Genomic DNA, 9,799 nt, shown 5'->3' on the forward strand with positions numbered 1-9,799 from the left:
CTGACTTCATCCCCTCTCCATCCGCTTGCCGAAACAAACGGATGGTCGCAGATCGACTGAATGAGGGGGGTCAATTTTGGACGCCGATCCTCCCAGCTAAGGGGTCAAAATTGCACGCCGGTTCACACAGTCGCGAACTGGCTCGCTGATGGAGGCGCTCGCCAATGTAGTCGCCGGCTACATTATCGCCATAATGGTGCAGCGGCTCGTCTATCCCCAATTCGGCATCGAAACGACACTGGCCACCGACGGCATGATTGCGGCCGTCTTCACCGCGGCCTCACTTGCCCGTTCTTATGTGCTGCGGCGCTTTTTCCAACACCTCGCTGACATCGACCAGCAGCACCATCTGCAAGGTGGCGAGCGACTGAAGCATCGCCTTGCCAGGAGACCGTGATGCGTGGACGAAAGCCAAAGCCGCAGCTCTACCTCGTAGACAGCGATGACTGTCCCGGCTCGAAGGCTAAGCGCAAGCCCAAGCCGCCGACTTGTCCGGCGCATCTCAGTCCGACCGCCAAGACGGAATGGAAACGGATTGCATCAACGCTGCATCTGCGCGGCATCATCGGCGACAATGATCGCGCGGTTCTTGCTGCCTACTGCCAATCTTACGCACGCTGGGTTGAAGCCGAGCGCAAGCTTGCCGAGACGCCACCGCTGATCAAGCTGCCATCCGGCTACATCCAGCAGTCGCCGTGGCTGGCGATCGCCACGAAGCAACTGGAGATCATGCACAAATACGCTGCCGAGCTCGGCCTCTCACCGGTCTCCCGCAGCCGTGTCACCAAACTGCGCTCCCACGAGCAGAAGCCTTGGGAATTCGGCATCCGGCCTGCGGATGCTTATCTGAAGCCGAGGTAAGCGATAATGTGCGGCTAGGTATGGACTGGCGCCGACGTATCGACGGGGATCGTGCTTCCATCGATTGGAGAATCTGCGGGACGAACCGATTGCCGTTGAAGCGAGACGTGGCGCCAATAGCAGCAGCAAGGCGACCACTGCGCTCGGTTGGCGATCTGCTTGTGCCTGGGCTTACGGGAACGTCCGTCAACGATTTGAGGGCGATATTTGGTGAATAGTTAGGCTGCCACCAGTTTTTTCACCACGCTCATGTCCGCCCGAAATCGGTTGCGTTCAGCCTCCTTGTCCGCGGCATCCGGAATGCCCAGGATGTAGGAGGGGTGGATGGTGAGGAAGACCCTCAGCCCGTCCTCACGCTCGATCACCTGCCCGCGCATCTTTGTGATTGCGACCGGTTTGCCCAGCAGCGACTGGGCCGCCGTCGCGCCGAGCGCCACGACCAGTTCCGGCTTGAGGCGTCAGTTCCTTATCGAGCCACCAGCGGCAGGCCTGGACTTCGCCGGTATTCGGTTTCGCATGTATGCGGCGCTTGCCGCGCGGCTCGAATTTGAAGTGTTTCACCGCATTGGTGACATAGACCTTCGCGCGGTCGACATCGGCCTCGTCGAGGATCGCGTCAAACACTTTGCCGGCAGGACCGACAAAGGGCTTTCCGGCCAGATCCTCCTGGTCGCCGGGCTGCTCGCCGACGAAGATGACCTTCGCGTTTTCAGGCCCTTCGCCGAATACGGTCTGCGTGGCGTCCCGCCAGAGCGGACAGCGGCGGCAGGTTTCGGCAGCCGCCCGAACGTCGGCGATAGAGGCGGCATCCGCTCCGTCGTCTTCCTGGGTGGGCTCTCTGCTGGCCGGCCAGTGCCTTGCCTGGATCTTTGCATAGTGAGGAGAGGGGGCGGTCTGCATCTTCTCGATCATCTCCTTGGCCGATTGCTCGGCGCCGGCGATGAGGTCGGGGATCAGTTCGGCCTCGGGAAGATTGCGCCAATATTTCTTGGGCATTTCGGCCTGCATCGCGTTCACCTTCAACCGTGCCGGATTGAAGATGTTCTGGAAGTATGTGAGCCACAGCGCCTCGGCCGCGTCTCCCGCTGGGGCATCCTGCCGCGACGCACCCCGCCCGATTAGCAGCCTGTCGCCGTCCCAAGACGCGGAAGCATACGGCGTCAGGATCGTCCAATGCATGCCGGTGAAGCGGCGCACGAAGAACTCCGCATTGCGCTCGACGATGAAATGGTCCGGCTCGGCAACGTAGCGGGCATCCGGTCCTCGCCGACCTGCCGGAAGCGCACGAAGGCGTGCATCTTGTGCGAGTCGCGCCGCACCGCTTTTTCCATCGCCTCGAAGCGGCGAACGTCAGGGTCGGAAGCAACCTTGAGCAAATTGCGGTCTTGCTGAAGCCGCCATAACATCCGGTAGAGAAAGCCGAAGCGCCGCGGGTCGGAATGGCAGATCACGGTCTCGGCGCGATTGACGAAGTCGCACAGCACGTTGAGCGTGGCGCCTTCGGGTACGACCGGCAGGCTTGCGGCCCCATTACCGAGCAGGTCGCCGACCGCCTCGCCGACGGCCCAGGCGACGCGGTCTGGAGCAATGCCGTTTAGGACCAGCGTGCGGGCGGCGTCGCGCCAGCCGTCGAAATCGGTCTCGCCGCCCAGCCGCACGGCCATGCCGGCGGCGTCGGATTTCAGCCGGGCGTTCACCCGAACAGCTCCATCTGCTTTGCAGCAGGCGCCAGCTTCTGGCGCAAGCCCGGCCGGTCGATCAAGAGGCCGGGCGACCAGCCCTCGGCGATCAGGAACGGCCGGACCTTTGCGATGGAGGCGCAGACGCGGCCGACATCCTCCAGGCGCAGGCGATGGAACCGGCGTGTCGAAAGAATCCGGGCGACCGCCTTGGTACCGAGGCCTGGGACACGCAACAGGGCCTCGCGGTCGGCGCGGTTGACGTCCACTGGAAAGCTTCCGCGATGCCGGAGCGCCCAGGACATTTTCGGGTCAATGTCCAGGTCGAGCATACCGTCCGGCCGGCCTTCGAGGATTTCCGGCTGCGAGAACCCGTAGAAGCGCATCAGCCAGTCGGCCTGGTAGAGCCGGTGCTCGCGCATCAGCGGCGGCTTCGTCAGAGGAAGCGCGGCCGACGAATCCGGGATCGGACTGAACGCTGAATAGTAAACGCGGCGCAGATGATAGCTGCCGTATAGCTTTGCGCTGGTGTGCAGGATGCCGTTGTCCGAAGTGGCATCGGCACCGATGATCATCTGGGTCGACTGGCCGCCCGGCGCGAACCGCTCACGCTTTTGGGTGCGCAACGTGGGTTCGCGTTTCTCCTCGATCTTGGTTCGCAGCTTCGCCATGGAGAGCCGGATGGTCTCCGGCCTTTTCTCCGGTGCGAAACGCTTGACGCTCTCGTCGGTTGGAAGTTCGACATTGATCGACAGGCGGTCGGCGAAACATCCGGCCTGTTCGATCAATTCCCCGGCGCATTCCGGAATGGTTTTCAGATGGATATAACCGCCGAATTTTTCATCGATGCGCAGGCGACGCGCCACCTCTACCATTTCCCCCATCGTTTCGTCCGGCGAACGGATGACGCCCGATGACAAAAACAAACCCTCTATGTAGTTGCGCTTGTAAAAATCCATCGTCAGCCGCACCACCTCGTCGATCGTGAAGCGGGCGCGGCGGACGTTGGAGGACGACCGGTTGATGCAGTAGCTGCAATCGTAGATGCAGAAATTGGTCAACAGGATTTTCAGCAAGGAAATGCAGCGTCCGTCCGGCGCGTAGGAATGGCAGATGCCCATGCCTTCGGTGGAGCCGATGCCACGGGTCTTCATCGAGTTGCGTTTTGCGGCGCCCGACGAGGCGCAGGAGGCGTCGTATTTGGCGGCATCGGAGAGGATAGCCAGCTTTTCGCGGGTGGTGAGAATAGTCATCTGTTCATGATACGTTCTGGATGATCCAAAAGCTATAAAGAAAGACATGGAACGTTAGAAAGCCCGCTGCGCCATGGCGAGACGGGAGGTCGAGCGCAAGCTGGCCGAGACGCCACCGCTGATCAAGCTGCCCTCCGGCTCCATCCAGCAATCGCCCTGGCTGGCGATCGCCACGAAGCAACTGGAGATCATGCGCAAATATGCTGCCGCACTCGGCCTCTCCCCGGTCTCACGCGGCCGGGTCGCTGCCTTTCTCCGCTTTGGCATTGGTCGCCCAGTCATTGCATCTTTCCGCGGAGTTTGGGGGTTACTGCAATACAAGCACCAACATCCAGACCGGCAAGTCAGGTGGCGATCCTGAAACGATCGCAGCAATTCACACCGCCCTGGAGGCAGCCGGCGTTGAGTTCATTCCGGAGGCCGGCGGCTCCGCTGGTGTGAGGCTGCGGAAGGGCCCGTCCTCTCGAATTCGCGCTTGCACAAAGATTGCCCGCCCTTCAACATCGCGCATGGTTCGGCCAGTGTTATCTAACTACGACGCGAGCGAGGTAGTTGCTTCGCTCCGAGCCTTGGAACGGGTGCGCGCTCGCGTGGTCGAGCGCAAACACCAAATGAACGACGGCGATCCGGGAGCAATTGTTCGATTGCAAGTTCAGCCTGGGCGATAGACAGGGCTATTGATAAATTGGAAACTCCATCTCAAAGAAATGGCTCGCGCCAATAGTGGGTCACAATTTCGCGTGTTGCCTTCGCCAAGTCATCCCGGGCAACGGCGGTGGCGCTGGCGAGAGGTTGAGGAAGGCATAATCTTCCCACGTCGGAACGTCTTCACCACCTCCACGTTCAGCGCATGCGGCACGCTGCCGCCAACGGGAGGTTTCGATGAGCATCCGTAATGCGCCAACAGCCAACGGCAAAGAAGCTGCAAGGGGCCTAGAGAAGGCAGCAGCGAAGAATGAGCGGGAAACCGAGGCCGACATGGGGCGCCCCCTGAAGAAGGGCGAGGAGCGATTTGAAGAGCGCTCAAAAAGCTCAGACGGCAAGGGCGCCGGCGAGAAGCAGCGCTGATGGAAAACCTGGATCAGGCTGAAGACTCGATCAAGGCGAAGTTAGCTCATGAAATCTATGGGGCCGTAGGCAAGATCAATCCAGAGTCCGACCTCCTGTTTGTCCTCGGCAGCTATCGGGACACACTCAATGACGTGGAGACTTTGATGCGCTTGCGGCACTGGAACTCCACCCACGTTGCCACTCGAGGTGAAGACCCCCAGCCGGAAGCCCCTTTAATCCCGCGTGGCATAGCTTAACGGCCACGTTCCCACACCAGCTAACGTTGCGACAGTGGGGGACCAGGAATACCGATATGTCAGGCGACAAGGACGAGTTGCGCATTTCAGCCGATCAGGAACACGCCGATGACCCTCTACTTCTTCGACGTGTTTGATGGCGAGGCCATCTTACGTGATGATGCTGGAGTCGATCTTCCGACGGAGCAAGACGCCGCCAACCATGCCGTCGCAGCACTGCCAGAAATGGCGCATGACGAATTGCCAAATGGCCCTCAACGCTCATTCTGGGTGAAGGTTCGCGACGGATCAGGCGATTACTTCTTCATGGCGGACCTCAAATTCAAGCAAACATGGCTGAAGCGATAGCAAATCCCGGATCGAACAATCCCCATACCTGTGTGAGGCTGTGTAGGAGCGGGCGGCTAACGTTTTCGTGAGCCGGGAACAGGGCGTGAACGCTGGCGTTCAACCACCAAATGCTGGAGGTTCACAGCAATGCCATTCCAACGCCTCCACTATCATGATGACGCCGGCCGGCTTGCCTGGTTCGCATTGGATATCATTCTCGTCAGTTCGCTGGTCACCGGGACGGCGATCGGAATCGGATGGTTAGCGGTTCACTGACCTTCGTCAGATTGGCTCAACTCCGATCGCGCCTCTTCAGCGCCCGCATGGCGGTCTGAAAGACGCCATCGGCTTCCTCATCTATTTCCTCTTCAGTCAATCCGGCGTGCTCCGCCTCGTAGAGTAGGCGGTCGGCCAACTCACCGGCGAGAACGCTATCGGGTTTCGCGCCTTCCGGTATATTGTCGGAGAGCCAAGCCTGAAGAAATTTCCGTCCGCGTGCGCTCATGAGACCGTCCTCTGCCGACTTCCATAACGAGCGTGCGACTGAAACAGTTCAAGCCCCGCAACATGCTTTGCGCCTCAAATGGCGCGAAACCTGGCCTGGCGAAAAGCATAAGGACTTCAGCGCTTTTGACCGGTAGGTGAAGGACGACGTCGTAGGTCGTATGTATGAACTGTACCGATCGCCGATACATGGAAAGTGGTTTTGGTCGGCATTAACCGGCCGGTGCCGGCAAGTGGATATGAAAATTCAGAGCTGGCGCCCGGAACAAAGGTCGAAGCTGCTTGGTTCAGGTCTGTAGGTGAACTGCCCGAAAATGCGCCCGAAGGGAGCGTGGGTTATGCCCGGAGGCATTCCAAATGACTGACGATAAGACCAAGGCGAAAATCGCCCACGAACTCTATGAGGCGGTGCGAAAACTGGACGCCAATTCTGGCCTGCTTTGTATTATTGGTAGCTATGGGGATACGGTCGATGACGAGGAAGTGCTGGAGCGCCTAAGGCAGTGGAACCACGACAGCGAGGAAAAGGCTGTTAAGATCGAAGTCACTCGTCGCGTAGAACCGGTGCCTGCGCTGTCGTGACCGAGGCATGGCGAAGCTTCTCCTCGCTGCCGCAGGAACGTCACTTAGAGGATGCGCGGCCATCCGCATAGCGCAGTCCATTCGCCTCGTTCTTAGCAGCAATCATCACGTCTAACAGAATTCAGGTAGGTTTCGAACCTCGTGCGGGTGCGCACTTCGTGCTCTAGGTCGGTTCCAATCTCTTCCTCGCCAGCCGTGTTAGTGACTTCGAACAAATCCTGCATAAGCAGCAGTCCACTCAAGCTTTCTATGAAGTTGGTCGAATGCGAGATGCAGACCCGAAGGCGCCGAGCATATGCCTCAAGGTCTTCACGACGTGCCATGATCTCGTACCGCATTTCTCGTTCGTTTGCGCGGGATAAGGCCAGAGGCTTCAATCTGTCTTGCCGCCCAGTTTTGCTATCGCACGTCGCACGGCAGACAGATCATCCTTTGTGTCGTCAGTGTTTTCTGGAGAAGAGGATGCTCTGCGGAGATCGCTGGCCTGAGAGGCAATATCTTGCAGCCTGCGAAGCTTGTCATCGTTGGAGAGCGCCAGGTCATTCTCGATGCTGGCCACGATCATCTCATAATAAGACATTTCATTCTCGCTCTGGGGACCAAGAAAAAACCCTCCGCCATGATGACGGAGGGCAAACTTATGCTGCGTCACGTCGCGGCGGGGGATGGGCAGTGGGGGTGGCCGCGACTGCGGTCAACTCGGGAGGGGTGGAAAGGTTCCGCGCCAACCACAATCCACGCTGGCACCGGATACTGTGCACCACCCACAGAAAGCCCGCCACCGTGACAGCGGTGGCGGGCTCCGATCGCAGCTACCTGGGCACCAGGAACGCTGTTGTCATCGGATGACAACGGTTTCGCCGAGGTTGTGTTCCGTTGAAAGACAAGCCCTGCTGGTCCGGCGTGGTTGCTTTGAAGCAGATCAGCGGATATTGCCTCGCCTGGGGCGGTAATCTCATATATCCGCAAAATAATTCTGCTATGTTTTGGTGAACAAATTCTTATTGCTTTGAGTAGCCTACCGCAAGTGACGTTGCCGCCCTTCCCGCTGGTGTATGTATTGGCTCGCATGAAGGATGCAGAACTCCGCCAGAAAGTAGGGGCAATTCTAAGAGCGGTCAGAAATTGATTGGAATGAAGTCGGGCAGATGATTGCCAGCCTTCAGAGTGAGTTAGCGGCGGAACCGAAAACTAAGTGCGGGAGGTCGTTGGCCGTTTTCTCGCTGAAAAGGAAATTCGCGAGAAAAGCCAACCGTATGCCACGCTGCAGCGAGATCGCATCCGGCGATTTGTCGAGCGGGGCGAATGTTCAGAAAGCGTCCCAATTGCCTTGTGGGGTGCAGTAGTTATCATGAACGCACTAATCGTAATCGTCGTTTTGCTTTTATCGTGATGCTGGCCTAATGCCGGCTTGCTCGCCTCCCGCCCCGCGGCGTGGCGCTGTTCAGGCAGCCCGGACAATGGCATTGGCTTTTCGTCGCGCGGAGGCCATGGAAAGATGCTGGAAACCGCCGGTCTTACTTGGCCCGTTGGTTTCTCAGTCATATCCAGCATATCCGCGATGTCGCCAATCGCAACCAAGACGGCAAGTTGCCTGACCTGTCCGCTGTCAGTGACCTCGAACTCGGACACGGCGATCGCGCTTGGTTTCATGATCGCGGTCGCCGCACTAGGCGTCGGCATCATCGCGATCTTGTTCAAGCGGATATGGGCCAACTGATTTTGCCTCTAATCCCGCCAAATCACCCAAAGGCCGCTGGCTTCTTGGCGTGGCGGGCATAGCTCCTTGCTATTAGCGATTTGGCCCGCTTATTCCGCTATGTCACTCGATGCCGGCCAATCGCGCGGCCTCAAACTTTATGCTCTGGGCGAGCGCCCAGCCGGTCGGGGTCAGGTCGAACACCCGCGCCCCCGTTGGCGACCGCTGGGATACCAGCCCCTTGGTGATGCAGTGAAGGACGGTCGATAAGTTGTGTCCACGAGAGCCCATTGCCCGCCAGGGCGCACTGCCTTTAAGCGATGCAAGGGTGTTGACTACCGCCTCACGTCGGCGCTTTTTTTCAAGATTGCCAATCATAGCGCGGCCACCTCCTTTTGGCCGTAGATTTCGAATAAGCGTTGGTTCCTCGCCGGCGTCACTTTCCAAGGATTTGCTCGATATTGTGCCCCGACTCTTTGCGGTAGGCGCGCCGGGCCAATATCATTTGCTGCCAAAATGCTTGCATTGCCTCATCAGGCACGCCGTCCACAAAACGAGCCGGAATATGACTGGTTGTATCGAAATTTGTGGCGGTGGCTTCACGCAATTCGTGAAGCCTAATTCCGCGCAATCGAAGCGCAGCAAAAGTTGATGTGAGCATTATGCTCTCCCGATCTGTTCAGCCGCCGGACATGAAATATTCCGTGTATATTGCCAAGCCGCAGGCTGTAGCCAACTCAGGATTGGGTTTGTCTTGCCCCAGTGGCGTCGCCCAACCTGCCTGTTCGACCATACCCGGACGTTGGAAGGCCCTGGCTACTTTCAAGTCTGCAAGAATCTCCACCGAGCGGGGATCGGTCTTCGATCGCTCCATACAGTAAGGCGTTAAGCTCGACGCGACGGCCGCGGCCGCGGCATCTCTCACCATCAGTTTTGCGGAGCGGTCTGTAACCCAGCCACCCCAGGTGAAGCCGACGATGGCAAGGGCAAGAGCTCCCACTCCCCCGCCGAAGAGGACGGGAGCTATCCATGTTGGGGCGTGCATCTACGGATCCGATCTGACTGGAGAGGCGCACCGGTTGTGGTGCGCAAGTAGTCACCGTAGCACGATATTGACCTGCGTCGCTGACAATTCGTGTCCGCCCTGCCGAATAGCCTCGCTTTCGGATTGTTGTGCTGGTACATCGCGAATGTCGGTAGCCGTTTTCAGGGCGCTATCGATTGAGGGCGGCCATTGAGCCCTAGCCCCAACGAAAGGAGGACACCATTGTCTTCCCTCACATTACGCCAACATCCAACTTCAACCGTCACCTCGTGAATTACCTTGAGCGGGTGATTGCCGAGCCGGCGGCGTGGTTGCTGTTCATACTCGCAGTATGTGTCATCGGCGCGATCTTATATCTCGCGCTGGGAAGTATTACGTTTTGAAGCCTGCCAAGCCAATTCGAGGCGCCTTCGGAACACGCGGTACGACGCCTGACATGGTGCCGGCAGTCGGTCTGTTGTCGCGTGGGCAAGCAATGGGCAAATTGCGGTTGCTAGATTCGCGACAATGGCCGGTCGGGCTGCTGATCAAAGTCGCTG

Annotated in this window: 19 protein-coding genes; 9 read left to right on the forward strand and 10 right to left on the reverse strand. The window is 58.8% G+C overall.

Annotation, left to right across the window (positions count from 1 at the left end):
- Positions 1 to 148 precede the first annotated feature (148 nt).
- Both ACH196_RS36800 and ACH196_RS36805 read left to right on the forward strand, forming a co-directional pair.
- Positions 149 to 397 (forward strand): hypothetical protein, encoded by a 249-nt coding sequence (locus tag ACH196_RS36800; protein ID WP_396651770.1) that lies wholly within the window; start codon positions 149 to 151, stop codon positions 395 to 397.
- The gene (locus ACH196_RS36805) at positions 397 to 861 is read left to right on the forward strand and encodes a phage terminase small subunit P27 family (RefSeq protein ID WP_396651771.1); all 465 of its coding nucleotides are present in this window, start codon (positions 397 to 399) and stop codon (positions 859 to 861) included. The genes ACH196_RS36800 and ACH196_RS36805 overlap by 1 nt, the downstream gene beginning before the upstream one ends.
- 218 nt (positions 862 to 1,079) lie before the next feature.
- On the opposite strand, the gene ACH196_RS36810 is transcribed toward ACH196_RS36805, so the two are convergent.
- Genes ACH196_RS36810 through ACH196_RS36830 form a run of 5 tightly spaced genes read right to left on the reverse strand, consistent with a single transcriptional unit; the run spans position 1,080 to position 3,985 of the window.
- Entirely contained in the window at positions 1,080 to 1,298 is a 219-nt protein-coding gene (locus ACH196_RS36810) for a hypothetical protein (protein WP_396651772.1), read from the reverse strand.
- On the reverse strand, positions 1,213 to 2,058 hold the full coding sequence (locus ACH196_RS36815) for a UdgX family uracil-DNA binding protein (RefSeq protein WP_396651773.1): 846 nt from the start codon (positions 2,056 to 2,058) through the stop codon (positions 1,213 to 1,215). Before ACH196_RS36815 ends, ACH196_RS36810 begins: the two co-directional genes overlap by 86 nt.
- Entirely contained in the window at positions 2,022 to 2,558 is a 537-nt protein-coding gene (locus tag ACH196_RS36820) for a DUF4130 domain-containing protein (RefSeq protein WP_396651774.1), read from the reverse strand. The genes ACH196_RS36815 and ACH196_RS36820 overlap by 37 nt, the downstream gene beginning before the upstream one ends.
- Entirely contained in the window at positions 2,555 to 3,793 is a 1,239-nt protein-coding gene (locus ACH196_RS36825) for a putative DNA modification/repair radical SAM protein (RefSeq protein ID WP_396651775.1), read from the reverse strand. Before ACH196_RS36825 ends, ACH196_RS36820 begins: the two co-directional genes overlap by 4 nt.
- 54 nt (positions 3,794 to 3,847) lie before the next feature.
- Complete coding sequence (locus ACH196_RS36830; protein WP_396651788.1) at positions 3,848 to 3,985, reverse strand: hypothetical protein; 138 nt, start codon at positions 3,983 to 3,985, stop codon at positions 3,848 to 3,850.
- On the opposite strand from ACH196_RS36830, the gene ACH196_RS36835 reads away from it, so the two are divergent.
- From ACH196_RS36835 to ACH196_RS36850, 4 genes are all read left to right on the forward strand, one after another.
- Positions 3,921 to 4,154 (forward strand): P27 family phage terminase small subunit, encoded by a 234-nt coding sequence (locus tag ACH196_RS36835; RefSeq protein ID WP_396651786.1) that lies wholly within the window; start codon positions 3,921 to 3,923, stop codon positions 4,152 to 4,154. The genes ACH196_RS36830 and ACH196_RS36835 overlap by 65 nt on opposite strands.
- A gap of 521 nt (positions 4,155 to 4,675) precedes the next feature.
- The gene (locus ACH196_RS36840; RefSeq protein ID WP_396651776.1) at positions 4,676 to 4,861 is read left to right on the forward strand and encodes a hypothetical protein; all 186 of its coding nucleotides are present in this window, start codon (positions 4,676 to 4,678) and stop codon (positions 4,859 to 4,861) included.
- A complete protein-coding gene (locus ACH196_RS36845) occupies positions 4,861 to 5,100 on the forward strand; it encodes a hypothetical protein (RefSeq protein WP_396651777.1) in 240 nt (79 codons plus the stop codon). Before ACH196_RS36840 ends, ACH196_RS36845 begins: the two co-directional genes overlap by 1 nt.
- Positions 5,101 to 5,208: 108 nt before the next feature.
- Positions 5,209 to 5,448, forward strand: a complete 240-nt coding sequence (locus tag ACH196_RS36850; RefSeq protein ID WP_396651778.1) for a DUF6894 family protein — start codon at positions 5,209 to 5,211, stop codon at positions 5,446 to 5,448.
- 274 nt (positions 5,449 to 5,722) lie between these two features.
- Here the strand turns inward: ACH196_RS36850 and ACH196_RS36855 are convergent, their stop codons facing one another.
- Positions 5,723 to 5,935, reverse strand: coding sequence for a hypothetical protein (locus ACH196_RS36855; protein ID WP_396651779.1), 213 nt, complete (start codon positions 5,933 to 5,935; stop codon positions 5,723 to 5,725).
- A 356-nt stretch (positions 5,936 to 6,291) separates the two neighbouring features.
- Between ACH196_RS36855 and ACH196_RS36860 the strand changes: the two genes are divergently transcribed.
- A complete protein-coding gene (locus tag ACH196_RS36860; protein WP_396651780.1) occupies positions 6,292 to 6,516 on the forward strand; it encodes a hypothetical protein in 225 nt (74 codons plus the stop codon).
- Between the two features lie 373 nt (positions 6,517 to 6,889).
- Here ACH196_RS36860 and ACH196_RS36865 read toward each other — a convergent pair whose 3' ends face one another.
- Positions 6,890 to 7,096, reverse strand: coding sequence for a hypothetical protein (locus tag ACH196_RS36865; RefSeq protein WP_396651781.1), 207 nt, complete (start codon positions 7,094 to 7,096; stop codon positions 6,890 to 6,892).
- A 918-nt stretch (positions 7,097 to 8,014) separates the two neighbouring features.
- On the opposite strand from ACH196_RS36865, the gene ACH196_RS36870 reads away from it, so the two are divergent.
- Positions 8,015 to 8,236 carry a hypothetical protein gene (locus ACH196_RS36870; RefSeq protein ID WP_396651782.1) on the forward strand — a complete coding sequence of 74 codons (222 nt, stop codon included), beginning with the start codon at positions 8,015 to 8,017 and terminating at the stop codon, positions 8,234 to 8,236.
- A gap of 102 nt (positions 8,237 to 8,338) precedes the next feature.
- On the opposite strand, the gene ACH196_RS36875 is transcribed toward ACH196_RS36870, so the two are convergent.
- Genes ACH196_RS36875 through ACH196_RS36885 form a run of 3 tightly spaced genes read right to left on the reverse strand, consistent with a single transcriptional unit; the run spans position 8,339 to position 9,260 of the window.
- The gene (locus ACH196_RS36875) at positions 8,339 to 8,593 is read right to left on the reverse strand and encodes a hypothetical protein (protein ID WP_396651783.1); all 255 of its coding nucleotides are present in this window, start codon (positions 8,591 to 8,593) and stop codon (positions 8,339 to 8,341) included.
- A 58-nt stretch (positions 8,594 to 8,651) separates the two neighbouring features.
- Positions 8,652 to 8,876 (reverse strand): hypothetical protein, encoded by a 225-nt coding sequence (locus tag ACH196_RS36880; RefSeq protein ID WP_396651784.1) that lies wholly within the window; start codon positions 8,874 to 8,876, stop codon positions 8,652 to 8,654.
- Positions 8,877 to 8,894: 18 nt separating this feature from the next.
- Complete coding sequence (locus tag ACH196_RS36885; protein ID WP_396651785.1) at positions 8,895 to 9,260, reverse strand: hypothetical protein; 366 nt, start codon at positions 9,258 to 9,260, stop codon at positions 8,895 to 8,897.
- Between the two features lie 287 nt (positions 9,261 to 9,547).
- Here ACH196_RS36885 and ACH196_RS36890 point away from each other — a divergent pair, with 287 nt between their 5' ends.
- Positions 9,548 to 9,643, forward strand: coding sequence for a PLDc N-terminal domain-containing protein (locus ACH196_RS36890; protein WP_396651787.1), 96 nt, complete (start codon positions 9,548 to 9,550; stop codon positions 9,641 to 9,643).
- Positions 9,644 to 9,799 lie beyond the last annotated feature (156 nt).

The sequence above is a fragment of the Mesorhizobium sp. IMUNJ 23232 genome (genome assembly GCF_044326205.1).
Taxonomy (GTDB): domain Bacteria; phylum Pseudomonadota; class Alphaproteobacteria; order Rhizobiales; family Rhizobiaceae; genus Kumtagia.

Excerpts from the sequence above, each read along its gene's own strand:
- ACH196_RS36855 (WP_396651779.1), bottom strand. The coding sequence starts at position 5,935 with ATGAGCGCACGCGGACGGAAATTTCTTCAGGCTTGGCTCTCCGACAAT.
- ACH196_RS36885 (WP_396651785.1), bottom strand. The coding sequence starts at position 9,260 with ATGCACGCCCCAACATGGATAGCTCCCGTCCTCTTCGGCGGGGGAGTG.
- ACH196_RS36880 (WP_396651784.1), bottom strand. The coding sequence starts at position 8,876 with ATGCTCACATCAACTTTTGCTGCGCTTCGATTGCGCGGAATTAGGCTT.
- ACH196_RS36850 (WP_396651778.1), top strand. The coding sequence starts at position 5,209 with ATGACCCTCTACTTCTTCGACGTGTTTGATGGCGAGGCCATCTTACGT.
- ACH196_RS36830 (WP_396651788.1), bottom strand. The coding sequence starts at position 3,985 with ATGATCTCCAGTTGCTTCGTGGCGATCGCCAGCCAGGGCGATTGCTGG.
- ACH196_RS36860 (WP_396651780.1), top strand. The coding sequence starts at position 6,292 with ATGACTGACGATAAGACCAAGGCGAAAATCGCCCACGAACTCTATGAG.
- ACH196_RS36825 (WP_396651775.1), bottom strand. The coding sequence starts at position 3,793 with ATGACTATTCTCACCACCCGCGAAAAGCTGGCTATCCTCTCCGATGCC.
- ACH196_RS36845 (WP_396651777.1), top strand. The coding sequence starts at position 4,861 with ATGGAAAACCTGGATCAGGCTGAAGACTCGATCAAGGCGAAGTTAGCT.
- ACH196_RS36875 (WP_396651783.1), bottom strand. The coding sequence starts at position 8,593 with ATGATTGGCAATCTTGAAAAAAAGCGCCGACGTGAGGCGGTAGTCAAC.
- ACH196_RS36805 (WP_396651771.1), top strand. The coding sequence starts at position 397 with ATGCGTGGACGAAAGCCAAAGCCGCAGCTCTACCTCGTAGACAGCGAT.
- ACH196_RS36800 (WP_396651770.1), top strand. The coding sequence starts at position 149 with ATGGAGGCGCTCGCCAATGTAGTCGCCGGCTACATTATCGCCATAATG.
- ACH196_RS36870 (WP_396651782.1), top strand. The coding sequence starts at position 8,015 with ATGCTGGAAACCGCCGGTCTTACTTGGCCCGTTGGTTTCTCAGTCATA.
- ACH196_RS36865 (WP_396651781.1), bottom strand. The coding sequence starts at position 7,096 with ATGTCTTATTATGAGATGATCGTGGCCAGCATCGAGAATGACCTGGCG.
- ACH196_RS36840 (WP_396651776.1), top strand. The coding sequence starts at position 4,676 with ATGAGCATCCGTAATGCGCCAACAGCCAACGGCAAAGAAGCTGCAAGG.